The 23,276-nt window shown below is 64.1% G+C and carries 22 protein-coding genes and 1 tRNA gene; 12 read left to right on the top strand and 11 right to left on the bottom strand.

The window, feature by feature from the left end; genetic code table 11:
• Positions 1 to 194: 194 nt before the first annotated feature.
• Positions 195 to 268 (bottom strand) — tRNA-Cys (locus tag HNP71_RS07185).
• A 138-nt stretch (positions 269 to 406) separates the two neighbouring features.
• Here HNP71_RS07185 and HNP71_RS07180 point away from each other — a divergent pair.
• From HNP71_RS07180 to HNP71_RS07145, 8 genes are all read left to right on the top strand, one after another.
• Positions 407 to 1,063, top strand: a complete 657-nt coding sequence (locus HNP71_RS07180) for a protein-L-isoaspartate O-methyltransferase family protein (RefSeq protein ID WP_183266212.1) — start codon at positions 407 to 409, stop codon at positions 1,061 to 1,063.
• Positions 1,064 to 1,098: 35 nt separating this feature from the next.
• On the top strand, positions 1,099 to 2,580 hold the full coding sequence (locus tag HNP71_RS07175; protein WP_183266211.1) for a TolC family outer membrane protein: 1,482 nt from the start codon (positions 1,099 to 1,101) through the stop codon (positions 2,578 to 2,580).
• Positions 2,581 to 2,697: 117 nt separating this feature from the next.
• A complete protein-coding gene (locus HNP71_RS07170; protein ID WP_183266210.1) occupies positions 2,698 to 3,345 on the top strand; it encodes a DUF2497 domain-containing protein in 648 nt (215 codons plus the stop codon).
• Positions 3,346 to 3,438: 93 nt separating this feature from the next.
• Entirely contained in the window at positions 3,439 to 6,075 is a 2,637-nt protein-coding gene (locus tag HNP71_RS07165) for a valine--tRNA ligase (protein WP_183266319.1), read from the top strand.
• A gap of 7 nt (positions 6,076 to 6,082) precedes the next feature.
• On the top strand, positions 6,083 to 7,114 hold the full coding sequence (locus tag HNP71_RS07160) for a glycosyltransferase family 4 protein (RefSeq protein ID WP_183266209.1): 1,032 nt from the start codon (positions 6,083 to 6,085) through the stop codon (positions 7,112 to 7,114).
• 49 nt (positions 7,115 to 7,163) lie between these two features.
• Entirely contained in the window at positions 7,164 to 7,604 is a 441-nt protein-coding gene (locus HNP71_RS07155; RefSeq protein WP_183266208.1) for a GNAT family N-acetyltransferase, read from the top strand.
• Positions 7,605 to 7,636: 32 nt separating this feature from the next.
• Positions 7,637 to 7,975 (top strand): hypothetical protein, encoded by a 339-nt coding sequence (locus HNP71_RS07150; protein WP_183266207.1) that lies wholly within the window; start codon positions 7,637 to 7,639, stop codon positions 7,973 to 7,975.
• 73 nt (positions 7,976 to 8,048) lie between these two features.
• The gene (locus HNP71_RS07145) at positions 8,049 to 8,411 is read left to right on the top strand and encodes a YidB family protein (protein ID WP_183266206.1); all 363 of its coding nucleotides are present in this window, start codon (positions 8,049 to 8,051) and stop codon (positions 8,409 to 8,411) included.
• A gap of 69 nt (positions 8,412 to 8,480) precedes the next feature.
• Here the strand turns inward: HNP71_RS07145 and HNP71_RS07140 are convergent, their stop codons facing one another.
• The 9 genes from HNP71_RS07140 to HNP71_RS07100 all read right to left on the bottom strand — a co-directional run bounded on the left by HNP71_RS07140 (position 8,481) and on the right by HNP71_RS07100 (position 17,898).
• Positions 8,481 to 8,843, bottom strand: coding sequence for a hypothetical protein (locus tag HNP71_RS07140; protein ID WP_183266205.1), 363 nt, complete (start codon positions 8,841 to 8,843; stop codon positions 8,481 to 8,483).
• Entirely contained in the window at positions 8,843 to 9,472 is a 630-nt protein-coding gene (locus tag HNP71_RS07135) for a cytochrome c oxidase subunit 3 (RefSeq protein ID WP_183266204.1), read from the bottom strand. The genes HNP71_RS07140 and HNP71_RS07135 overlap by 1 nt, the downstream gene beginning before the upstream one ends.
• A complete protein-coding gene (locus HNP71_RS07130) occupies positions 9,472 to 11,505 on the bottom strand; it encodes a cbb3-type cytochrome c oxidase subunit I (protein ID WP_221246685.1) in 2,034 nt (677 codons plus the stop codon). The genes HNP71_RS07135 and HNP71_RS07130 overlap by 1 nt, the downstream gene beginning before the upstream one ends.
• 48 nt (positions 11,506 to 11,553) lie before the next feature.
• On the bottom strand, positions 11,554 to 12,432 hold the full coding sequence (locus tag HNP71_RS07125; RefSeq protein ID WP_221246679.1) for a cytochrome c oxidase subunit II: 879 nt from the start codon (positions 12,430 to 12,432) through the stop codon (positions 11,554 to 11,556).
• Between the two features lie 353 nt (positions 12,433 to 12,785).
• On the bottom strand, positions 12,786 to 13,598 hold the full coding sequence (locus HNP71_RS07120) for a DUF2189 domain-containing protein (RefSeq protein WP_183266201.1): 813 nt from the start codon (positions 13,596 to 13,598) through the stop codon (positions 12,786 to 12,788).
• Between the two features lie 150 nt (positions 13,599 to 13,748).
• Positions 13,749 to 15,011 (bottom strand): MgtC/SapB family protein, encoded by a 1,263-nt coding sequence (locus tag HNP71_RS07115; protein ID WP_183266200.1) that lies wholly within the window; start codon positions 15,009 to 15,011, stop codon positions 13,749 to 13,751.
• Positions 15,008 to 16,186 (bottom strand): cystathionine beta-lyase, encoded by a 1,179-nt coding sequence (metC, locus tag HNP71_RS07110; RefSeq protein WP_183266199.1) that lies wholly within the window; start codon positions 16,184 to 16,186, stop codon positions 15,008 to 15,010. The genes HNP71_RS07115 and metC overlap by 4 nt, the downstream gene beginning before the upstream one ends.
• A complete protein-coding gene (gene sseA / locus HNP71_RS07105) occupies positions 16,187 to 17,023 on the bottom strand; it encodes a 3-mercaptopyruvate sulfurtransferase (protein ID WP_183266198.1) in 837 nt (278 codons plus the stop codon). It lies immediately after the preceding gene.
• Positions 17,020 to 17,898, bottom strand: a complete 879-nt coding sequence (locus tag HNP71_RS07100; protein ID WP_183266197.1) for a helix-turn-helix domain-containing protein — start codon at positions 17,896 to 17,898, stop codon at positions 17,020 to 17,022. The genes sseA and HNP71_RS07100 overlap by 4 nt, the downstream gene beginning before the upstream one ends.
• A 207-nt stretch (positions 17,899 to 18,105) precedes the next feature.
• On the opposite strand from HNP71_RS07100, the gene HNP71_RS07095 reads away from it, so the two are divergent.
• Entirely contained in the window at positions 18,106 to 19,146 is a 1,041-nt protein-coding gene (locus tag HNP71_RS07095; protein ID WP_183266196.1) for an AI-2E family transporter, read from the top strand.
• A gap of 45 nt (positions 19,147 to 19,191) precedes the next feature.
• Positions 19,192 to 19,593, top strand: coding sequence for a YraN family protein (locus HNP71_RS07090; RefSeq protein WP_183266195.1), 402 nt, complete (start codon positions 19,192 to 19,194; stop codon positions 19,591 to 19,593).
• Here the strand turns inward: HNP71_RS07090 and HNP71_RS07085 are convergent.
• A complete protein-coding gene (locus HNP71_RS07085) occupies positions 19,584 to 20,966 on the bottom strand; it encodes a dipeptidase (RefSeq protein ID WP_183266194.1) in 1,383 nt (460 codons plus the stop codon). The two genes, HNP71_RS07090 and HNP71_RS07085, sit on opposite strands and share 10 nt — an antisense overlap.
• A 76-nt stretch (positions 20,967 to 21,042) precedes the next feature.
• Here HNP71_RS07085 and cysS point away from each other — a divergent pair, with 76 nt between their 5' ends.
• Both cysS and HNP71_RS07075 read left to right on the top strand, forming a co-directional pair.
• A complete protein-coding gene (gene cysS / locus HNP71_RS07080; RefSeq protein WP_183266318.1) occupies positions 21,043 to 22,389 on the top strand; it encodes a cysteine--tRNA ligase in 1,347 nt (448 codons plus the stop codon).
• On the top strand, positions 22,389 to 23,156 hold the full coding sequence (locus tag HNP71_RS07075; RefSeq protein ID WP_183266193.1) for an RNA methyltransferase: 768 nt from the start codon (positions 22,389 to 22,391) through the stop codon (positions 23,154 to 23,156). The genes cysS and HNP71_RS07075 overlap by 1 nt, the downstream gene beginning before the upstream one ends.
• Positions 23,157 to 23,276 lie beyond the last annotated feature (120 nt).

Below are 23,276 nucleotides of genomic sequence, written 5' to 3'. Positions count from 1 at the left end.
GGTTAAAAAACTGGCTGGATAAATTGATAGTCTGTTGTTTTTACTTAAGTTGTTTGTTCCGGATGGCGCGCGTTTGCGTCGCAAGCCCAATATAAAATTTTGGTGATAGTACAAAGTCGTCCGCAGCCCCAGGTTAGCGGCTGCTTAATCTTCCTGTAATTGGCCCAAGAAAGCCATGTTTGCATGGGAAAAAGTGGAGGTCCGGGCGGGAATCGAACCCACATTCGCGGATTTGCAGTCCGCTGCATCACCACTCTGCCACCGGACCATCGGTGTGTGGTGGGCGCCCTTATCTACGGGGTGAGGGCGTTGGTCAAGCACCGAGATGCTCGATTGCGGTTGGTGCAGTTGAGTTGTGGCCCAACGGGCCGCTATAAAGGCCATGAATAGCGTATGGAAGGCTAGCATGGCGGACCAGATTTCCCAGAACATTGCCCGCGACCACATGGTGGATTCCCAGATCCGCCCCAACCATGTCCACGATACCCGCGTGATCAGCGCCATGCGCGCTCTGCCGCGTGAGGCGTTCGCCCCGGCGGGCAGCTTCGCCTATGCCGATGCCGATATTCCGCTGGGCCAGGGCCGTTACCTCGTTAATCCGATGGTCACGGCCCGGCTGGCGCAGCTCGTGCTGCAGTCGAATCCGGCGCATGCGCTGGTCGTGGGCGCTGGTTCCGGCTACCTGGCGGCGGTTCTCGGTGCCGCGGGCGTTGCCGTGGTGGCGTTGGAGGAAGAGACCAGGCTGGATACCGGCGCGCTGGCGCAGTTCGGTACTAATGTCGAGGCCGTGACCGGGCCGCTGGCTGCTGGCTGGCCGGCGGGCGGGCCGTATGATGCCATCGTGATCGAGGGCGCGGTGCCCGAGATTTCCAAGGCGTTTGCCGCGCAGTTGGTGCCGGGCGGGCGTGTCATCGCCGTCATCGCCGAGGCGGAAGGGCCGGGGGCGGTTGGTCGCGTCGTGGTTGCCGAGGCATCCGGTACCGGGTTCGCCGAGGTCGAGCAGTTCGACGTCACCCCTCGGCTGCTGCCGCAGTTCCGCCGCGCACCAGCCTTCGCCTTTTGAGGATGAACGGCTGTAGCATTTTACCCAGGAGGGCGATGCTGCTTGCCGGCGTGGCTCTGGCCGGCGGGCTGATGCCGTCCGCCGGCCCGGCCTTCGCCGGTTCGCCCGCCACCCTCACCGAGGCGTTGGTGGAGGCGTACAACAACAACGCAACCCTGCAGGCGCAGCGCGCGTCTTTGCGCCAGGCCGACGAACAGGTGCCCAGCGCCCTCTCCGGCTGGCGCCCGACAGTGCAGATCTCGTCTGCCGTCGGGCACGGTTTCGGCACGGAGAAAATTAACCCTTACAACTCGTATGGGTCGAATGCATACACGGTCTCCGAGAATCGCAATACGCTAGAGAGCCAAGTCACGCTGGACCAGCCGATCTATAAGGGCGGTAAGACCATCGCCTCGCTGCGCGAAGCCAAGAACCAGGTGTTCGCCGCGCGGGCACAGCTTCTTGCCACCGAGCAGACGGTGTTCCTCAACGTCATCAACGCCTATGTCGCGGTCGTTACCGATCAGCAGCTGCTGGATCTGCAGAAGAGCAACGAGCAGGTGATGCAACAGCAGTTGCATGATACCCAGGCGCAGTTCAGCGTAGGGGAGATCACCATGACCTCCGTCGCGCAGGCCGAGGCCTCGCTGGCCCAGGCCAAGGAGCAGGTCGATGTGGCGCAGGGCAATCTGCAGGTGGCCCGGGAGAATTTCCGCCAGCTGGTGGGTGATTATCCGGCGGACAACCCGGCTCCGCCGCAGCCGGTGCTGCTGCCGGTGAAGTCCAAGGGCGAGGCGGGGCAGGCGGCGATCAGCAATAACCCCAACGTCATCGCCTCAGAGTTTACGGATGCCGCGAACAAGGATGCGGTGGATGTGGCCTTCTCGGCGCTGATGCCGCAGATCGACGTACAGGCTACGGCTTTTAACCAGCAAGGCTCGTCGGGTATTGGTGTTGTGCAGAATGGCGGTTCCGTCAGCGCGCAGCTTACGGTGCCGCTGTATCAGGGAGGCTCGGAATACGCGGCCATCCGCACGGCCCGGGCCAAGGAGCAGCAGAGCTTCGCCGCGATTCTGGATGCCCAGCGTAACGCCTACCAGCAGGCCGGGCAGGCCTGGGACGCGCTGTCCTCCACCCGCGCGGCCATTGTTTCAACTAACGCCGCGATCAGGGCCGATGCCATCGCCCTCGACGGTACCGAGCGCGAGGAACTTGTTGGCACGCGAACGACGCTGGATGTGCTGAATGCCCAGCAATTGGTCTTGAACGCACAGGTGCAACAGGTTCAAAATATCGCTACATTGGTGAACAATTCCTATACCATGGTGGCGGCCATTGGCCGCCTCACGGTGCGGGACCTGAATTTGCCGGTGCAGGAATACGACGACCTGAAGTACTACGACGCGGTGAAATACGCTGGTTTCGGGACGGGCGAGGCGGCGGACAAGGCAGCGGGGCTGACGCCAAGCGGAGCCCTGCTGACGGCGAGCCCCATCCCGGCGATTACGGACGGGCGGGCCAGCGGCGCCGCGCCTTAAGGGGGGCAATATCGGTTTGTGCGGGGCGGGGGTTCCGGACAAGCCGATAGAATTGCTCTCGAAACATAAATCAGGGTGGTTCCGCTTGCTGTGGAATCCCTCTAGAAGGATGAGACGATGAGCGAAGCTAACGGCATCTCGAATAATCCCGGCCCCGCCAGCTCGGCGGAGCCCTCTATGGAGGAAATCCTGGCCTCGATCCGCCGGATTCTCACCGAGGAGGAAAATGAACGCGCCGCCATGCCGCGCGACGATTCGGATGACGACGTGCTGGTGCTCGATACCCCCATGACCACCTCTGGCGCCGATATTGCGAGCGCCACCTCCGCGCCGCCCGCGATGCGGATGGAGGGAGATGAACCGTCTGTTACCCATTTCACCTCCGAGCCGACTCTGGACAGCGGAAGCGTTCCCGGCCAAGCTGAAGGTGAGCAATATCTCCCGGCCACCCTGGTGGACGCTGCGACCCCAGCCTACTCTCAAGTTCAGCCTGCGAAGGAAAATAATATGGACGATCAGGTACAGTCTCCCGAAGGACTGGTGAGTGAATCCGCTGCCCAGGAAATCGCCAGCAAGGTTGGCTCGCTGGTTCGCAGCGTTAGCGCCGAGCGCGCCGTGGGCATTGGCCGCCCCGGCGTGACCATCGAGGATCTGGTGCGCGAGGAGATCAAACCGGTGCTGAAGTCCTGGCTGGACTCCCACTTGCCGAGCTTGGTCGAGCGCGTGGTCCGCGCCGAAATTGGCCGCGTTATCGACCGCATGTAATCCGCCTCTGGTGCCGCGCGGCTCATACCGGGCGGCCCGATAACCGTTTATGCGCGCGCTGCCCGGGCGGCGCCGGAGTTTGCTTTGACGACACTGGAAAAAACCTTCGAGCCGGCCTCGGTTGAGGCACGGCTCTATCGTAGTTGGGAAGACTCTGGCGCGTTCGCCGCCAACCCGGAATCCGCGGCCAAGCCGTACACCATCATGATCCCGCCGCCGAACGTGACGGGCAGCCTGCATGTGGGCCACGCGCTCACCATGACATTGCAGGACATCTTCGTGCGCTTCCGCCGCATGCAGAGGCGCGATGTGCTGTGGCAGCCTGGCACCGACCATGCCGGCATCGCCACGCAGATGGTCGTGGAGCGGCTGCTCGATAAGGAAGGCGTTTCCCGCAAGCAGCTCGGGCGCGAGACCTTCCTCTCGCGCGTGTGGCAGTGGAAGGCGGAATCCGGTGGCACCATCACCAGCCAGCTCCGCCGCCTCGGCGCTTCGCCGGACTGGGCGCGTGAGCGCTTCACCATGGATGACGGCCTCTCCGACGCAGTGCGCGAAGTGTTCTGCACGTTGTTCGAGCAGGGGCTGATCTATCAGGACAAGCGCCTGGTAAACTGGGACACGGTTCTGGGCACCGCGATCTCGGACCTCGAAGTCGAGGCGCGCGAGACCAAGGGCAATATGTGGCACATCCGCTACCCGGTTGAGGGGGGCGAGCAAATCGTCGTCGCGACCACCCGGCCCGAGACGATGCTCGCCGATACCGCTGTCGCCGTGCATCCCGAGAATGAGAAATTCAAGCACCTGATCGGACTGCATGTAGTGCTGCCGCTCACCGGCCGGCGCATCCCCATCATCGCCGACACCTATGCCGACCCGGAAAAGGGCACGGGTGCCGTGAAGATCACCCCGGCGCATGACTTCAACGATTTCGAAGTCGGCAAGCGCCACGGCCTGCCGATGCCCTCGATGCTCGACAAGCAGGGCAAGATCACTTTGGCCGAGCTGGGCGAGATGCCCGAATTCGTGCGCGGGCTGGAGGGCAAGGACCGCTTCGTCGCCCGCAAGGAGATCGTGGCCGAGCTGGAGGCGCTGGAATTGCTGGTGGAGGTGAAGCCGCACCCGCATACCGTCCCGCATGGCGACCGTTCGGGTTCGGTGATCGAGCCGCTGCTGACCACGCAATGGTATTGCAATGCCCATGTGCTGGCCCAGCCCGCCATTAAGGCGGTGGAGAACGGCGACATCAAATTTGTGCCGCAGCAATGGGAGAACACCTTCTTCGCCTGGATGCGCGACATCCAGCCCTGGTGCATCTCGCGCCAGCTTTGGTGGGGGCACCGCATCCCCGCCTGGTACGCGCCGGACGGCAAGGTGTTCGTGGCCCGCAGCCAGGAAGAGGCGCAGGCGCAGGCGGGCGAGGGCGTGGCGCTGACCCAGGATGAGGACGTGCTGGATACGTGGTTCTCCTCGGCGCTCTGGCCCTTCTCCACGCTCGGCTGGCCGCAGCAGACGCCGGAACTGGCCAAATACTACCCCACCGACGTGCTGGTGACGGGCTTCGACATCATCTTCTTCTGGGTCGCCCGGATGATCATGATGGGCATGCACTTCATGGGCGATGTCCCCTTCCGCACCGTGTACATCCACGGCTTGGTGCGCGACGAGAAGGGGCAGAAAATGTCCAAGTCCAAGGGCAATGTCCTGGACCCGCTGACGCTGATCGACGCTTACGGCGCGGATGCGCTGCGCTATTCGGTGGCCGCCGCCGCCGGACAGGGGCGCGATGTGAAGCTCGGGCAGAAGATCGTCGAGACCAACCGCGCCTTCATCACCAAGATCTGGAACGCCGCGCGCTTCCTGGAGATGAACGGGGTGAAGCCGAACCCGGACTTCAAGCCGGAGAGCGCCAAGCTGCCGCTCTGCCGCTGGATCCTGGGTGCCGCCAACGAGGCGATTGCCACCGCCACCACGGCGCTGGACGCCTTCCGCCCCAACGACTACGCCGCCGCCTGCTACCGCTTCGCCTGGGGCGATGTGTGCGACTGGTTCATCGAGTTCGCCAAGCCGGGCTTTGCCTCGGATGACGCGGCGGAAATCCGCGACACGGCGGCCCATGTTCTGGGCATTCTGCTGCGGCTGATGCACCCGCTCATTCCCTTCGTGACCGAGGAGCTGTGGGATTACTTCGGCTATGGAGTTGAATGTTCGCTCATCACCGCGTCCTGGCCCGAGCCCGTGGCGGTGAGCAATCTCGAGGACGCCGCCGCCGAGGTGGATTGGGTGATCGGGCTGATCTCCGAGGTTCGCACCGTGCGTTCCGAGATGAACGTGCCGCCCTCGCAGAAATCCCCGGTGCTGTTGCAGGACGCCGCTCCCGCCACGCTGGCCCGCGCGCAAGCTTGGTTCGAGGCGATCTCCCGCATGGCCCGCGCCTCCGAGATCGGGCCGCTCACTGGCCCCGCCCCGAAGAACGCGGCCCAGGCCGTGCTGGGCGAGGCGACGATCATCCTGCCGCTGGAAGGGCTGATCGACCTCGATGCCGAGCGCAAGCGCCTCGCCGCCGCGCTGGCCAAGGCGCAAGCCGAGCTGGCCAAGGTGGAGGCGAAGCTTGGCAATGCCGATTTCGTCTCCCGCGCGCCGGAAGCGGTGCTCGAGGAACACCGGGAGCGCCAGGAGAGCTTCGCCAGCGAGGTGAAACGGCTGGACACCGCGCTGGCCCGGATCTCGTAACCCACTCATGCGCCTGCTGCTTGTGAACCATGAGTTCACCATCACGGGCGCGAGCATGGTGCTGTTCCGCCTAGCCACGTATTTCCGCGAGGCTGGGCACGAGGTCCATATCTTCCCGGTCAACCCGGAGGATGGGCCGATGAAAACGCGCTACGAGGCGGCAGGGATTCCCGTGCTCGCCTCGGTAGTGCCGCGTGAATACGATCTGGCCTTGTGCAATGGTATCTGCGCCGCCGGGCAGGTGCAGCAGATCGCCCCGAATGTGCCGGTGATTTGGCTGGTGCATGAGGCCGAGGTGGCGCTGAACCTGCTGTTGCAGCATCACCAGATGATCCCGGCCTTTGCCGCCGCCAGCGCCATTGTGTACCAGTCGCCGTATCAGGCCGAGGTGCTGCGCTCCTTCACCTATCAGCTCGATCCACGGAAGTTCCACATCATCCCCAACGGGGTGGAGGTCTCGGAGGAACTGCCCCTGGCGCGGGTGCCGCCGAAGCGGCGGGCGTTTAGGGTGGTGCAGGTGGCCTCGGTGGAGCCGCGCAAGCGCCCAGGTGACCTGATCCGTGCCGTGGCGCGCAGCGGGCTGGATGCGGAATGTATTTTCTGCGGCAGGTTCTATGGGCTGGATGACGAAGCGCTCGCCCTGGCGGAGGCGGCGCCTGAGCAGTTCCGCTTTACTGGCGAAGTCGAGCCGGTGGAAGCTCTGGCCTGGGTGCTCTCGGCGGATGTGTTCTGCCTTGCCTCAGGCAGCGAGACGCAAGGGCTGGCGGCGTATGAGGCGGCGCTACTTGGCCGCCCGCTATTGCTCACCGATCTGCCTTGCTACCGCGACATCTTCACCCACGGGCGCAACTGCCTGGTGTTCCCGGCTGGCCGGGCGGACATGCTGGCACTCACTTTGGCGATGTATGCAAGCAGCCCGGAACTGCGCGCCGAAATGGGCGAGGCGGCTCAACGTACCGCGCGGCGCTTCACTAATGCGGCTTTCTACGCCCGGTTCGACGCGTTGCTGACCGAGGTTGCCGCCCTGCCGCGCGGGTGAACCAGCCTTGGCGCCGCGGCCTAGACGTTATTTTTACAGTAGGTGTCTGATGCACGTCCGTGAAATCCACCCCGAAGACCGCGCGCAATGGGAGCTTTTGTGGCAAGGCTATCTCGATTTTTATAACGTGCCGGATCTGGCACCGGAGATTACCGAAAAGACCTGGAGCCGCTTCCTTGACCCCGCCGAGCCGGTGCATGCGCTGGTGGCCGAAGCCGACGGCGTGCTGTTGGGGCTGGTACACTACATTTTCCACCGCAACACTTGGTGCCTGGAAGATGTCTGCTACCTCGAAGACCTGTTCACCGCGCCGCCCGCGCGGGGCAGGGGCGTGGGGCGCGTGCTGATCGAGGCCGTGTACGCCAAGGCGCAGGAGAAGAAAGTTTCTCGTGTGTACTGGCTCACTCACGAGACCAACAAGACGGCCCAGGCGCTCTACGACAAGGTGGCGGCACGCTCGGGCTTCATCCAATACCGCAAGAATTTCTAGGCGCGGCCACGGCGGCAGGTTAGCTTGAGGATATGAACAATTTTTCAATTTTGCTCCTCCTTGCCCTTGCCGCTACGCTGGAAGCCGGTGGCGATGCGATCGCCCGTACCGCGCTTCATTCCCAGGCCGTGCCGCTTGTCCGCCTTGGGCTGTTTGGCGCCGCCGCACTGGTGCTGTTCATCTATGGCGTGACGGTGAACCTGCCGCCCTGGGATTTCGGGCGCCTGCTGGGTGTGTATGTCTCACTGTTCTTCGTCGTGGCGCAGCTTATCAATTTCTTCGCCTTTGACATGAAGCCGAGCCTGCCCATTCTGGCCGGTGGCGCGCTGATCCTGGCTGGCGGGATGCTGATGACCTTTTGGCGAGAATGAAATTATTTTGAATCCGGCAGATGTCGGGCGCTTGCGTGTTAGGGTGCTGGCTCCAAACAATGGAGTTCCAGACATGGGCCTTTTCGACAGCATTTCCAACCTCATCCACAGCGCCCTCGGCGCCGAGGCAGGGCAACTCGCCGTGCCACTGCTGCAGAGCCTGGATGCACAGGGTCTTGGCGGCTTGGACGGGCTGAAGGCGCAGTTCGAACAGAGCGGGTTGGGGGCACATGTGGCTGCCTGGAGCAGCGGGCAGAGCATGCCTATCGACGCTGATACGGTGCAGCAAGTGCTGGGCCTCCCGGCGGTGCAGGCGGTGGCGGCGAAGCTGGGAATCGACCCGCAGCAGGCGAGCCAGCTGATTGCCCAGCATCTGCCGGCGATCACCCAGCACCTTGCCCAGAACGCCCCGCAGAGCGATAGCGCCAGCTCTTGAAGCGCAAGCAATAAAAAAACGCGGCCCCCTGTAGGGCCGCGTTTCCGAGTCCGCCGAGGCGAGACCTGATTACATGGACATGGAGTTCATGATCGCCGGGTCCGGCATGGTGCGGTTATACAGCGAGGCGAACGCCCACACCGAGATACCGATCATCACCAGGAACAGCGGCACGGTGAGGATCAGGGAGATGCTCTTCCAGATCTGGGCGCGGGAGGCGTCCAGCCCGAAGAACAGCGCCGCCTGGGTGACCAAGCTGAACAGCAGCGCGCCGCCCAGGATCTCCAGCAGCTGCACCACCGGGTGCTGGCCCTGGGACTGGACATAGGCGAAGTACATCGCCCCGGCGGACAGAACGGTGCCGGCGACATAGCGCAGGACCGAGCCCTGACGGACCTCGGGATGCGCGAGCGGGTCGTTATGAGCGGCCATTAATGGGCACCTCCGAACAGATACACGTAGATGTAAACCACAACCCAGACCGAGGCCTGGAACTGCCAGAACATGCGCAGGTTCAGCAGCCGGGCCACGACGTTCTCGGTGAAGCCGAACACGCCGACCTGCACCAGCATCACCAGCATCCAGAGGATACCAAAGCCCATATGCAGGGCGTGGGTGAGGATGAGAGTGAAGAAGCAGGAGAGATAGCCACTGCGGGCGAAGCCGTCGCCCGCGGCGCTCAGCGCCGCGAGATCGCCGAGCCCGATGCCGAGGAAAACGACAGCCAGCAAGATGGCGCCGATCATGCCCAAGCTCACCCCCAGTTTGCTGCCACGCTTAAGCGCGACAGTGGCGAGGCTGTAGGACAGCACGCTGCCCAGCACGATGAAGGTTTGCAGCATACCCTTGCTGGCGCTGAGGAAGTCCTTCCCCAGCGGCCCGCCATTGGCATTCAGCGGATTGTTCAGCACCGCGTAGCAGGCGAACACCGCAGCGATGATCAGCGCGTCGCCGAGCAGATACAGCCAGAAGCCGTAGGTGCGTGCGGAGATGGTGTCATGCGCGTCGGCGCCCGGATTCCACAGCACCGTGTCGGCGCCGGCTTTGGTGAAGCTAGCCATTAATGTGCCTCCGCATGCCCGCCAACCGGCAGGACCTTGGATTGTTCAGCGATCACGCTGACGGTGCTGAGATTGCGCTCAGCCGCAGCGATGGTCTCGGCGGGGAGAACGTAGCCCTCGTTCTTGTCGAAGGAGCGGATGATCACGAGCAGGATGATCGCGAGCAGGGACGCCCCAGCCAGCCACCAGATGCGCCATACCAGCGCGAAGGTGCAGGCAAAGCCCAGCATGCCGATGATGAACGGAAGGCCCGTGCTGCTCGGCATGTGGATGGGCACGTAGGTGCTCGGCTGCGCCTTCTCCAGGCCGTTCGCCTTACGCCAGGACAGCTCGTCCAGAGCATGCACCTGCGGGGTGACGGCGAAGTTGTAGAACGGCACCGGGGTCTGCGTCAGCCATTCGAGCGAGCGGCCAGTGCCCCAGGCGTCCTGCTCGGCCGGCTCACGCTTGGCCAGCGAGACGACGATCATGGCCAGGAAGAAGAACACCGACAGGAAGTACACGGCGATGCCGACGACTTCGAGCAGCATCAGCGGACGCAGCGAGGTGTCCCACAGATAGTCCAGACGGCGGGTTTCGCCATCCAGGCCGGCCATGAACATCGGCACGAACACCAGCACGCTGCCGGCGACGAAGGTCCAGAAGAACCACTGGCCCAGCGTCTCGTTCAGCTTGAAGCCGAACACCTTCGGCCACCAGTAGGTGACAGCCGCGAAGACGCCGCCGCCGATGACCAGCACCATGCAGTGGAAGTGCGCGACCACGAACACGGAGTCATGCACCGTGTAGTCCACCACGGAGGCGGAGAGCATCATGCCCGTGATACCGCCGACCAGCAGCAGGAGGATGCAGGTGATGGCCCACAGCATCGGGGTGGCGAGGGTGATGCGGCCACGGAACATGGTGAAGACCCAGTTGAAGGCCTTAACGCCCGTGGGAATACCCACGATCATGGTGGCGGCGGAGAAGAAGCCGATCAGGTTCGGCCCCATGCCCATGGTGAAGAAGTGGTGAGCCCACACAACCCAGCCCACGCCCGCGATGCCCATGGAGGCGGCGATCATGGTCGGGTAGCCGAACAGCGACTTGGCGGAGAAGGTCGAGACGATCTCCGAGATCAGGCCGAAGGCCGGCAGCACCAGGAAGTAAACCTCCGGGTGACCCCAGGTCCAGAACAGGTTGATGTAGAGCATGTAGTTGCCGCCGAACCCGGCGGAGAAGAAGTGGGTGCCGACATAACGGTCAAGACCCAGCATCGCCAGCGCCGCGGTGAGCACGGGGAAGGCGGTGACGCCGATGATGGCGGTGGCCATGTTCACCCAGGTGAACACGGGCACGCGGAACCAGCCCATGCCGGGGGCGCGCATCTTCACGATGGTGGTGATGATGTTGATGGCGTTGAAGGTGGTGCCCAGACCGGAGATCTGCAGCGCCCACATCCAGTAATCCACACCCACGCCCGGGTTGGAGGGCAGCTCCGCGAAGGGCATCAGGCCGACCCAGGTTGCATTGGAGAACTCGCCGACGAACAGCGAGATCATGCACAGCAGCGCACCGGCGACGGTTAGCCACAGGCTCACCGCGTTCAGGTAGGGGAAGGCCATGTCGCGCGCGCCGATCTGCAGCGGCACGATGATGTTGCCGAGGCCGGTGAGCAGCGGGGTGGCGGCGAAGATCAGCATCAGCGTGCCGTGCGCCGAATAGACCTGGTCGAAATGGTACGGCGGCAGGTAGCCGTGGGCCGCACCCAGATAACCGGGGCTGTCGGGGCCGATGGCGATGGCCTGCTGGGTACGCATCATCACGCCATCGATGAAGCCGCGGAACAGCATCACCAGGCCGAGGATCATGTACATCACGCCGATGCGCTTATGATCGACGGAGCACAGCCACTCGCGCCAGATATAGCCCACCTTGCGGAAGTACAGCACGCTGCCCACCACGACGATACCGGCGGTGGCGGCGATGGCGAAGGTGAAGAGGAGAATGGGGTTGGTGTAGGGAATGGCCTCGAGGGTCAAGCGCCCGAGCAGGGGCGACCAGGGGCCGTCAACAGCGACTTGCACGGTTAAAATCCTTCCTTATTTCGCGGCAGGGGAGGCCGGGGCCTCGCCTTCGGTGGAGGAGACGCTCTTGGTCAGCGAATCGGGGACCGGGTAGGTCTTGCCCATCATCGCGTCCATCACGACCTTGCCGAAAAGGCTGCCAGCGTTGGGTGCGGAGAAGTAGGACGGCACGGCGCCATAATTCACCTGTGGCTGGGCGATCTTCTGGGTGAACACGTCGTAGGTGAGTTGGTTCTGGCTCGCCTGCACGCTCTTCACCCAGGCGTCGTAATCGGCCTGGGCCAGGATGCGGGTTTTGAAGTACATCCAAGAGAAGCCGGCGCCCGAGAAATCGGTGGAGAAGCCGGTGAATTCGGCCGGCTGGTCGATCTCGAAGGCGTCCTTGCTGATCATCGCCGGCATGGCGTCGACCATCGGGGCAACCTGCGGGATATAGAACCCGTTCATCGCCTCGGTGGCTGTCATCGTCAGCTGCACGCGGCGGCCGGCGGGGACGACCAGATCGTCGATGGTGGCGATGTTCTCGTCAGGATAGACGAACACCCACTGCCAGTCCGTAGCGATGACCTCGACCTTGACCGGCGGCAGAGAGGCGCCAGGGGCGTCGGCCAGCGCGGGCGTCGTCCAGGGGTCGATGCGGTAGATGGCGGAGACGGACATATAGGCCAGCACCACGACCATGCCGAGCGGAATCGCCCAGGCCAGGATCTCGATGACGGCGGAGAAGTGCCAATCCGGCGTATACTTCGCGTTGCGCGAGTGATGATAGCGCAGCGGGAAGATGATTGTCATCAGCACCGTCGGCACGATGATGAGCAACATGATGCCGGTGATCCACATCGTGTAGTGGTATTCCAGCCCGCCCATCAAGCCGACGGGATGGAACAGGCGCATATTGTCCGTGGAGCAGCCAGCCAAGGCCAACGGGGCTAACAAGCCGAGTTTTCGCCAGTATCGCAATTATTTATCCTCCCCCAGATCGATCCGCCTGGGATAATGCACTCACCAGAAACTACTTCCCCCGCCTCGGCCACGCAGCACCTATTGATTTGAGAAGCTGCTGCTATGACCCAAGCTGTTGGCGGGCATAAGATGATTTCCGGTGCGGTGCAATACTGCGAGGAGATGGCAGAAACCCGGGCCATGCAGACGCCCTCATGGTATCCGTAATTATATGAAAGTTATATGAAATCACATAAAAACGGCGCTCCAGGGGGTGGAGCGCCGTGTTCTGTTTTAGGTCAGTTTCAGGCCACGAGGCGGCGGTAGATATGCCAGGTGGCATGGCCGAGCACCGGCAACGACACAGCAAGCCCCAGCAGCACCATCGCCGTGCCCGCCGCCATGATGGCGGCCACGATGAAGCCCCAGGCCAGCACCACCACCGGGTTGCGGACAAAGGCCCGTGCGGAGACGGTAATCGCCTGCCAGGTTGTGACATCCTGGTCCAGCGCCAGGGGGAAGGAGACAAGCCCGAGGCACAACGTGACCAGGGCGAACACGGCGCCGGTGAGGTAGCCGAGAACGATCATCTCCCAGCCCGCCACGGTGGTGAACACGCGGACGAAGAACTCAATCCCCCGCGCCGGACCGCTTTGGCCCATCGTATGAGCGTAAACGACGCCCGCGACTGCCAGCCAGGCGAGGAACAGCACGATGCTGAGCAGGCCAAGGGCCTGGATGGTGTTCAGGCGGGAGGAGGCGAACGGTTCGGCGGCGGCCTCGGCCAAGGCAAAGCCGCTTCGCTCGCGCTCGCGCGAGAGGGCGGCGAACCAAAGCGTGACCATCGGCCCCAGCAGCGCCAAGCCCGCGCAAACCGGGAACAGGAACGGCAGCAGGCTGGGTGCCGCCACCACAGCACCAAGTATGATCGCCGCGACGGGAGAGAGTACCGCCAGCACCATCACCTCAGTCCGGCAGGCGCGCCAGTCCTCCACCCCAAGGCGCAACGCCTCCCACAAGTCTTTGAAATGGAGTTGCCTGATCTCGAATTCACGCCGCGGAACGGCGCCGCTCGTCGAAAGGAGGGTGGAATGGCCGGCGCTTGGTATAGCACTCATATTTCTTCCCCTTTTTGCTTCGGTGCACGTTCTTGGCCTGTGCAGGGCTGCCGTGGTTGCACGGATATGTTTTTGTGTAGGAACTATAATGCGCTTGGCGCACCGTTTCCAGCAGCAAATCAGCGAGGGGAGATGAAAAATTATGCTTCTTTAGGTTAAGGCCCAGCCTAGGCTGATTGCCGCAGTCGTGGTCAGCCAGATGGCGGCGGGCAGCATCTGGCGGCTGCGCGAGAGGCCCATGGCATAGCCGGTCTTGAGCAGGTTGTTGCTGGCGCTGGCGATGAGCACGGCGCTCACCACGGCCTGCTCGCCCACCTGGAACTTGCCGTCGAGCAGCGAGAAGATGAATGGGTCGATATCAGAGAAGCCGACCGCGAAGCTCAGCACATGCAGGCCGGCGGCGCCGTAGCGCTGGGTAACGAAATTGGTGGCGGCGGCGAAGACCAGGAACAGCAACGCGAAGAGGAAGGCGACGGGGAGGTCCAGCGGGTTGGCACTGACGGCGGCATGGGCGGCGGTGGCGGTGCCCTTGGCATGCCAAGCCAACAGCCCGGCCACCGCCAGCGAGGCCAGGAGCAGCGAGCCGAAGGGCAGGGGCAGGGCCAGGGCGGCATTGGCATGGCCGAGCAGCATGATGATGACCAGCAGCCGCGCATACATCATGGCCGTGGCGATAACGACCGCCGCCGGGGCGAAGGAGGTGGCACCCGGTTCACTGCGTGCGGCGCGCGCCAGCACCACCGTGGCGGCGGTGGAAGAATACAGCCCGCCCAGAACGCCGGTAAGCAGCGTGCCCGCGCGAGGGAACACGTAGCGATGCGCCAGATAGCCAAGATAGGAGATGCCGGAGATGACCAGCACGGCCATCCACACCTTGGTGTAGGTGATGCCCGCGAGATAGGGGATGCTGGCATCCGGCAGCAGCGGGTAGATCAGCCCGGCCAGGATGAAGAATTTGGCGAAGGTCACGCCTTCTTCCGCCGGGAAGGCATCGGAAAGGCGGCGGATTTCCGCCTGTTCGCCGAGCGAGAGCAGGATGAGGATGACCAGCGCCGCCAGCAGGACGATGGGCGCCACCAGCACCACGGGGCCAAGGGAATAGGCGATGACGCCGATCACCGTGGGCAGCAGCGAGGAATCGCCGCCCTTGAGGCGCTTGCGGTAATCCATCAGCAGCAGCAGGTTCAGCCCGCCGAGCCCGATGCAGAAGGGCACGACAGGGGCGATGATCCACAGGCTGAAGCCGAGTGCCGCCAGCAGGGTGATGGTGCGGGTGGTGCCAAAGCCCAGCGCCTCGGGCTGCAGATTCCCGGCATCGCGCCGCCGGTAGGCGTGCAACTCCAGCCCGATAATGAAGGCAAGTCCAATCGTGCCCAGAAAAGCCGAGAGTTCAGGTGGGATAAGGGCGTTCATGCGGCGCGCAACGCGGCCAGCCCCTGCTCCAGGTCTTCGATCAGGTCATCCACGTTCTCCAGCCCGATATGGAAGCGGGCCATCGGGCCCTCGAACACGCCGGTGCCCTCGGAGCGGCGGATGGTGCCGGTAGTCGGCAGCACGAGGCTCTCATACCCGCCCCAGCTCGCGCCGATGCCGAAGAGCTGCAGGCTGTCGATGAAGCGCATCACGGCTTCGGGGCTGAACTGAGGCTGGAAGGCGATGCCGAACAGCCCGCAGGAGCCGGTAAAGTCGCGGAGGAAAAACTCGTGGCCGGGGCAGGAGGGCAGGGCCGGATGCAGCACCCGCGCGACCTCGGGCCGCTCAGCTAGCCAGTTGGCAACCTTCAGCCCCGCCGCTTCCTGGGCTTTCAGGCGCACATGCAGCGTGCGCAGGCCGCGCAGGGCCAGCCAGCAATCATCCGGGCTGGCGTAATTGCCCAGCTCCAGCGCGCCCAGGCGCAGCCAGCGCCAATCCTCCTCGCTGTTCACCACCACGGCGCCGAGGATGATGTCCGAATGGCCGCCGGGATATTTGGTGAGCGCCTGGATGGAAACGTCCACCCCCTTGGTGAAGGGCTGGAAATGGTGGATGCCCCAGGTGTTGTCGAGAAACACTTTCGCGCCGCGCGCATGGGCGATTTCGGCCAGGGTGGGAATGTCCTGCACCTCGAAGGTATGGCTGCCCGGGCTTTCGGTAAATAGCACGCGCGTATTGGGGCGGAACAGCGCCTCCAGCGCCGTGGGCGTGATCGACGGGTCGTAATAGCTGGTCTCGACGCCGTAGCGGCGCAACATGCCGTCGCAGAAGGTGCGGGTCGGGCCGTAAACCGAGTCGGGCACCAGCAGATGGTCCCCGGCTTTCAGATAAGCCAGCAGCGGCACGGTAATGGCGGACAGCCCCGAGCCAGTGACCTGGGCGTGGGAGCCGCCTTCCACCTCGGCGATGGCCGCTTCCAGGGCGAAATGCGTCTCGTTGCCGCAGAGGCCGTAGATATCGACGGGTTCGAAAATACGCTTGCCGATGGCGAGCTTGGTCTCCATGTCCGGGTAGAGCACGGTGGAGCCGCGCGCCAGCTTCGGGTTGACGAAGCCGTAGTCCTTGGTCGGCCTGCGCCCCGCGTGTACCAGGGCCGTCTCGATTTTCTTAGCCATTCATACCTCGACCGGGGTGTCGTCCCGCGACCCCCATTCGGCCCAAGAGCCATCATAAATCGCCGCCTCGGGCAAGCCCGCCAGCCTCAACCCCAGCGCCAGCACGCATGCGGTCACGCCCGAGCCGCAGGAGGCGATGAGCTTGTTCTCATCGGTGATGCCGAGGTCGGTGAATTTCTTCCGCAGCTTGGTGGGGGATAAGAATTTACCCTCGTGCAGCAACTCGCTGAAGGGCAGGGAAATGGAGTCCGGGATGTGCCCGCTGCGCATCCCCGCGCGCGGCTCCGGCACCGTGCCCGCGAAGCGCGCCGCGGCGCGGGCGTCCAGCACCAGCTCGGTTTTGGTCAACAGGTTGCGCTTCAGGTCGTCCAGCGCACGGACCATTCCGGTACGGTACTGGGGGGTGAAATGGCCCGGCGCGGGCGTGTCCGGCTCGCCATGCTCCAGCCCGTCGCCCGTGGTCTGCCAGGCAGGGAGCCCGCCATCCAGCACCTGCACGTTATCGTGCCCGAAGACGCGGAACATCCACCACAAACGCGGGGCGGAAAAGATGCCGCGCTGGTCGTACACCACCACATGGCTCGACGAGCTGACGCCCAGCGCCGCCACGGCGGTGGCGAAGTCCTCGGGCAAAGGCAGCATGTGCGGCAGGCCGGAGGCGTGGTCGGCCACGGCGTCGATATCGAAGAACTGCGCGCCGGGGATGCGCATGGCGGTGAAGATCGACCGCGCGTCCTTGTCCTCATTGGGCAGGTAATAGGTGGCGTCCAGCACCACCACGCCGGGGCGGCCCAGCAGTTTCTTCAGGGCCGCCGGGGTGATGAGCGGCGAAGTCACCCGCGCGCCGCCGCGACCAGGGCGCGCACGCGCTCGGCCGCCGCAGCGCCCTTCACCGCCTCGCGCCAGGCGATTTCGGAGACGCGCTGGTGCGCGGCCACGGCGTCCTCGGCGTTGGTGATCATGGCCACGCCGGATTGCAGGCTGGGCGGGGCGTCGCAGGGGAAGGGGTTGATGGCGAGCGTCGCGCGGTCGCGCGAGCGGAGCAGGGTGAAGGGGCCGTTCGGCTCACCTTGGGCCATCAGGCCGAGCTGCAGGCCGATGGGCTCGCTCTCCATCAGGTTCGCCACGGTCTCGATCTCGCGGATCGCCATCTCGCGGGCGGCGGCGCGCAGGCGGTCGCTGGCGGGAACCAGGGGGCAGATGCCCTCTGCCAGGAATTTCTGGATCGAGGCGGCGGTGAGGATGGCGATGATCGAGGGCTTGCGCGCCGCGTACATGCGCTTGCGCGAGATCATTACGCTCATCAGCTGCTCGGCGGCGGCGCGGGCGGCCAGACGGTCAGCCCCCTGGGCGTCGGCATGTTCCTCCAGCATCTGGGCGAGGAGGGAGTCGTAGCTGTCCGAGGTGATGAGATAGCAGAGCGGGCCGTGCACCTGGAGGATCTGGTCGGAGGATTCCTCGATCTGGCGCAGGCGCTCGGCATAGCCGACAGGCTTGCCGTAATACTCCACGCCGATGCCCAGCAGGGTAAGCGGGGAGATCTTCAGCAACTCGGCCAGGCGGTTCACCGTGTCGAGCTTGATGACCTCGCCTTTCTCGTAGCGGTATAGCGCGGCGCGGGAGACGCCGAGCCGGGCGGAGATTTCCTCAGCCTTCAGGCCGGATTCCATCCGATAGGCGCGCAACTGCTGGCCAATTTCGTTAAACCGCATCGTGACTATAATCCTAAGAACCGGTGTAGTTTGTGGACTAATGGCTGTCCATATTTCGGGACAATATCTCATAAAACAAGCTTTTTTGCAAACGAAAACGCCGTATGGCGGAGTTGCTAAAAAATCTTGAAGCAGGATTGCTTGTTGAGAATGGGCGCCATGCAGCCGGGGCTTGCGGGAGAGGGGGGGCTCAGGCATCACCGGAGCATGAGACTTGACCGGACCATCCTGCTTACCTTGGCGATCACTCTCGGCATAGGTTGTCTGCTCATCCTGCTGCCGTTTCTGCCCGCCATGGTGTGGGCGGGGATCCTTGTTTACTGTCTCTGGCCTTTTTACGCGTGGTTCTGCCGCTATGTGCGGCCCAGCGTCGCGGCCTTCGTGATTACGTTGGTGGTGGCGGGTATCGTGCTGGTGCCGCTGGTGCATCTGGCGTTGCTGGCCGCACGCGAGGCGCGGGAGAGCGAGCGTTGGATGCAGGCGGTGCTCCAGAACGGCTTGCCGCCGGCACCGGCCTTCTTCCAGCATATTCCCCTGGTCGGCGGGCTGCTGACGGATTTCTGGAACAATTCGGCGGATGATCTGGGCGGGGCGGCGAGCACGTTGCAGCCGGTGTTGGGCGTGCTGGCGCATTCGGGCTTCAAGCTGCTGGTGCAGGCGACACACGGGCTGGTCGGCACGGTGGTGGCACTCTTCTTCGCCTATCTGTTCTTCCTTTCGGGCGAGGCGGTGGTGGCGCGCATCCGCCTGCTGCTGGTGCGGTTGATCAGCGAGACCAGGACCAACGACCTGCTACAGCTGGTTGCTTCTACAGTGCGTGGTGTGGTGTTCGGCATTGTCGGTACGGCGGCATTCCAGGGTGTGCTGTATGCCATCGGGTTCGAGGTGGCGCGCGTGCATCAGGCACTGCTGCTGGGAGTGCTGGCGGGGCTGATCTCCATTGTGCCCGCAGGTGCTGTGGTGGTGTATGTGCCGGTCAGCCTGTATCTGCTGGCGATCGGGCACCCGGTGGTGGCGCTGCTGCTGGCGGCGTATTGCTTCATCGTGGTCGGCGGTGCGGACTCTGTCCTGCGCCCGTGGCTGATCGCCCGTGGGGCGTCGCTCTCCTATGCCGTTACGCTGATCGGCGTGCTCGGCGGGGCGATTACCTTTGGCGCGCTGGGGATCTTTCTGGGGCCGGTGCTGCTCGCGCTGGGGCTGGCTCTGGCGGAAGAATTCGCCGGAGAGCCGCGTGGGGCGTGGCGGTAACGGAAGTTAGGAAAAAATTAACTTAATTGGGCGTAAACAGGGAACATGAGAGCAGCTCCTTTGGCCCCGAATCTATCGCCGCTTAACACGCTCGCCCGCCGCCGGGCGGCGCAAGCGCTGGGGCAAAGCGCGGAAGAGCTGGTGGCGGAGAAGCTGGCGACTTCAGGCTATACCATCCTGGCGCAGCGGCTGCGGACCAAGGCAGGGGAGATCGACCTCATCGCCGCCAATGCCCGGCGTCTGCTCTTTGTCGAGGTAAAGGCGCGGCCAAGTCTTGCCGAGGCGGCCTATGCGGTCTCCGTCCGGCAGCAGGCGCGGCTGCTGGAAGCGGCCAGCGTGGTGCTGGCCGTGCATCCCGAATGGGCGCGTGAGGAAACGCGGTTCGATGTCGCGCTGGTCGCCGGTGAGGCCGTGCGGGTGATTAAGGACGCAATCCGCTACGGTTGAGCGGCAAAAGCGGTAAGCATGCGGGCATGCGCCCTTGTGCCGCGATGAAAACAGGCCATCTCGAATTTCTCATTGGGCGAGTGGATGCAGTCGTCATCCAGCCCGAAGCCGACGAGCAGCGTATCCAGCCCCAGATGCGTCTTGAAGGCCTCCACCACCGGGATGGACGCGCCGGAGCCGATCAGCGCGGCTGGTTTGTTGAACTCGGCGGCCAGCGCGGCGGTGGCCGCGCGCAGGAAGGGGGCGTCGGGGCTCAGGGAGAAGCCGGGGGCGGCGCCGCCCCGTTTGAACTCTACCCGCGCATCCTTGGGCAAGCGCTCGGTGACGAAGCGTTCGAAGTGCTTCAGCACTTTCTCCGGGTCCTGCCCGGCGACGAGGCGGAAGGTGAGCTTGGCCGTGGCGTGGGCGGGGATCACCGTCTTGCTTCCTTCGCCCTGATAGCCGCCATAGATGCCGTTCAGCTCCGCCGTCGGCCGAGCCCAGAGTTGGGCGAGGGGGAGCTGGTCCGCCTCGCCAGCGGGGGTGGAGAGGCCGACATCACCGAGGAAGGCGCGGGCATCGAAGCCGAGCCCCGCCCAGTTCTCCGCCTGGGCCGGGGAGACGGGGGTGATGCCATCATAAAAACCGGGGATCTGGATGCGGCCCGTATCGTCCTTGAGTTCGCCCAGGATGCTTACCAGCGCCTGGATCGGGTTCAGCGCGATGCCGCCGAACAAGCCGGAATGCAGGTCGCGCTTCGGCCCGTGCAGTCGCACCTCAATGGCCGCCAGTCCGCGCAGCGAGGTGGTAATGGCGGGGGTGGCGAAGTCCCACATATTGGTGTCGGCCACATAGACGAAATCGGCGGCCAGGGTTTCGCGCTCATTGCTCAGCAACTCGGCGAGAGACGGGCTGCCATTTTCCTCCTCGCCCTCCAGCAGCACGGTCAGGCGTACGGGCAGCTTGCCGTTTACCGCCAGATGCGCGCGCACGGCCTCCATGAAGCTGACGACCTGGCCTTTGTCGTCCACGGCGCCACGGGCGACGATGCGCTTGCCGCGCGGGCCATCGACTAACTGCGGGTCGAACGGATCGGAGTTCCACAGTTCCAGCGGGTCGGCGGGTTGCACGTCGTAATGGCCGTAGAACAGTACATGCGGGGCGTTAGGCCCGGCCTCATGGTGGGTGGCGATGACCCCCGGCAGGCCAGATGTCTCCGACAGCCGGGCACTGAAGCCCATGCCAGCCAGTGCGTCCCGCGCCCACTCGGCGGCTTTACGGCAATCCCCCGCATGCGATGGCTGGGCGCTGATGCTGGGGATGCGCAGGAAGGCGAACAGCCGCTCCAGCGAGGTTTCAAGCTGGGCGTCCACGGTGTCGAGAATCTTTTGCATGGCTCTATCTGGCCGCGTGGGGCGGGAAAAATCAATGCGGCTTGATTTGGAGCCAAAACCCGCCGAAACAGCGCGCATGACACAGCTGACGCTCTACAATACCCGGACCCGCGCCAAAGAGGTTTTCACGCCCATCGACCCCGCCAATGTGCGGGCCTATCTCTGCGGGCCCACCGTGTATGACCGCGCGCATATCGGCAACGCCCGTAACGTGGTGATGTTCGATATCCTGATCCGCCTGCTGCGCCGGCTGTATCCCAAGGTCACGTATGTGCGGAACATCACGGACATCGACGACAAGATCAACAACCGCGCCAAGGAGCGGGGGCTGCCGATCGAGCAGGTCACCGAGGGCCCGATCCGCTGGTATCACGAGGATATGGGCGCGCTCTACGCCCTGCCGCCGGATATCGAGCCGCGCGCGACTGAGCATCTGCCGGAGATCATCGCGATCATCGAGCGGCTGATCGCCAATGGCCATGCCTATGTGGCCGAGGGGCATGTGCTGTTCTCCGTCGCCTCCGACCCCGATTACGGCAAATTCTCTGGCCGCACGCCGGATGAGCTGATCGCGGGGGCGCGGGTGGATGTCGCGCCCTATAAGCGCGATGCGGGGGATTTCGTGCTGTGGAAGCCCTCCACGCCGGATCTGCCGGGTTGGGACAGCCCCTGGGGCCGTGGGCGGCCGGGCTGGCATATCGAGTGCTCGGCGATGAGCTGGAAGCATCTGGGCACGGATTTCGACATCCATGGCGGCGGCGACGACCTAATCTTCCCGCACCATGAGAACGAGATCGCGCAGTCCTGCTGCGCCTTCCCCGGCTCGCATTTCGCCAAGACCTGGGTGCATAACCGCATGCTGCTGGTGAACGGCGAGAAGATGAGCAAGTCGCTCGGCAATTTCAAAGTGCTGAACGACGTGCTGCAAACCGCGCCGGGTGAGGCAGTGCGCCTGTTGCTGATGCGCTCGCATTATCGCTCGACGCTGGATTTTTCCGATGCCGGGCTGGTCGAGGCGCGCAAGGAGCTGGATCGTTTCTACCGCGCGCTGGAGGCGCATCCGGGGGTGAAGGCGGCTTCGGAAGTGCCTGAGTGCGTGCTGGAGCCGTTGCTGGATGATTTGAATACGCCGGGCGCGCTCTCTGGCGTGCATGGTTTGGCCGATGCGGCGCTGGCTGGCGATGCCTCCGCCGCCGCCGCGATGTTGGCCGCCGGGCACGTGCTGGGGCTGCTGAACGTGTCGCCTGCCGAGTGGTTCGCGGGCGATATCCCGGCTGAGGTGCAGGATTTGGCCGCGCAGCGCGTGGAGGCCCGCAAGCGTAAGGATTTCGCGGAATCCGACCGTCTGCGCGATGCCATTGCGGCGTTAGGCTATGCCGTGGAGGACGGACCGGGCGGCACTTACAAGCTGAGGAAATCCTGATGACCGGGCGTAGCGGTGGCGCGGAACTGGAGCCGATCGAGCCTTCGCCGGTGGTGATTCTGGTGCGTCCGCAGATGGCCGAGAATATCGGCGCTGTGGCGCGGGCCATGGGGAATGGCGGGCTGTTTCATCTGCGCATCGTCGCCCCGCGCGACGGCTGGCCCCTGCCGCGCGCCTGGATCACCGGGTCCGGCGCGCATCGGATTTTGGATAACGCGCAGGTGTTTGAGACCGTGGCGGAGGCCGTTGCGGATTTGAACCGGGTGTTCGCCACCTGTCCGCGTCCGCGCCACATCATCAAGCCGGTGCTCACCGCGCGGGGTGGGGCTGCGGAAGTTGTGGCCGCTGGTCAGCGTGGTTTGAAAACTGGCGTGCTGTTCGGGCCGGAGCGGACGGGGCTGGATAATGACGACATTGCCAATGCGGACAGCCTGATCCGTTACGATCTCAACCCGGATTTCATGTCGCTCAACCTCGCCCAGGCGGTGATGGTGTTTGGCTATGAGTGGTGGCTGGCACGCTCGCCGGAATTGCCGCCGCGTGAGTTGCAGGTGAACGAGACCGCGCCCGCCACCAAGGGCGAGTTGGATAACTTCATGGCGCATCTGGTGCGTGCCTGCGATGAATCGGGGTTCCTGCGCAATGAGCAGAAGCGCCCCGGCATGGTGCGGAATTTGCGCCACTTCTTCACGCGCGGCGAGGTAACGCGCCAGGAGCTGAACACCCTGCACGGGATCATCACCGAATTCAGCCGGCGGCGTGGATAATTTTTAAAAATTTTTGCGGGTGTGTGGGGCTTTTTTTAAAGGCTCTAGACCATTAATTTGATGAGTTCGGCGAGGATCGTATCAGGATCCTTGCCCCATCTCCACTCGCATTCTTTGAGG

Origin of the sequence: Acidocella aromatica (assembly GCF_014201825.1) — a bacterium.
Classification (GTDB): Bacteria; Pseudomonadota; Alphaproteobacteria; order Acetobacterales; family Acetobacteraceae; genus Acidocella; species Acidocella aromatica.
This window is presented reverse-complemented; position numbering and strand designations above follow the sequence as displayed.

Coding starts and splice junctions, on each gene's coding strand:
- HNP71_RS07180 (WP_183266212.1), top strand. CDS start 407: ATGGCGGACCAGATTTCCCAGAACATTGCCCGCGACCACATGGTGGAT.
- HNP71_RS07155 (WP_183266208.1), top strand. CDS start 7,164: ATGCACGTCCGTGAAATCCACCCCGAAGACCGCGCGCAATGGGAGCTT.
- HNP71_RS07160 (WP_183266209.1), top strand. CDS start 6,083: ATGCGCCTGCTGCTTGTGAACCATGAGTTCACCATCACGGGCGCGAGC.
- HNP71_RS07175 (WP_183266211.1), top strand. CDS start 1,099: ATGCTGCTTGCCGGCGTGGCTCTGGCCGGCGGGCTGATGCCGTCCGCC.
- HNP71_RS07125 (WP_221246679.1), bottom strand. CDS start 12,432: ATGCGCCTGTTCCATCCCGTCGGCTTGATGGGCGGGCTGGAATACCAC.
- HNP71_RS07090 (WP_183266195.1), top strand. CDS start 19,192: ATGAGAGCAGCTCCTTTGGCCCCGAATCTATCGCCGCTTAACACGCTC.
- HNP71_RS07095 (WP_183266196.1), top strand. CDS start 18,106: ATGAGACTTGACCGGACCATCCTGCTTACCTTGGCGATCACTCTCGGC.
- metC (WP_183266199.1), bottom strand. CDS start 16,186: ATGGCTAAGAAAATCGAGACGGCCCTGGTACACGCGGGGCGCAGGCCG.
- cysS (WP_183266318.1), top strand. CDS start 21,043: ATGACACAGCTGACGCTCTACAATACCCGGACCCGCGCCAAAGAGGTT.
- HNP71_RS07115 (WP_183266200.1), bottom strand. CDS start 15,011: ATGAACGCCCTTATCCCACCTGAACTCTCGGCTTTTCTGGGCACGATT.
- HNP71_RS07145 (WP_183266206.1), top strand. CDS start 8,049: ATGGGCCTTTTCGACAGCATTTCCAACCTCATCCACAGCGCCCTCGGC.
- HNP71_RS07120 (WP_183266201.1), bottom strand. CDS start 13,598: ATGAGTGCTATACCAAGCGCCGGCCATTCCACCCTCCTTTCGACGAGC.
- HNP71_RS07140 (WP_183266205.1), bottom strand. CDS start 8,843: ATGGCCGCTCATAACGACCCGCTCGCGCATCCCGAGGTCCGTCAGGGC.
- HNP71_RS07085 (WP_183266194.1), bottom strand. CDS start 20,966: ATGCAAAAGATTCTCGACACCGTGGACGCCCAGCTTGAAACCTCGCTG.
- HNP71_RS07075 (WP_183266193.1), top strand. CDS start 22,389: ATGACCGGGCGTAGCGGTGGCGCGGAACTGGAGCCGATCGAGCCTTCG.
- HNP71_RS07170 (WP_183266210.1), top strand. CDS start 2,698: ATGAGCGAAGCTAACGGCATCTCGAATAATCCCGGCCCCGCCAGCTCG.
- HNP71_RS07135 (WP_183266204.1), bottom strand. CDS start 9,472: ATGGCTAGCTTCACCAAAGCCGGCGCCGACACGGTGCTGTGGAATCCG.
- HNP71_RS07150 (WP_183266207.1), top strand. CDS start 7,637: ATGAACAATTTTTCAATTTTGCTCCTCCTTGCCCTTGCCGCTACGCTG.
- HNP71_RS07100 (WP_183266197.1), bottom strand. CDS start 17,898: ATGCGGTTTAACGAAATTGGCCAGCAGTTGCGCGCCTATCGGATGGAA.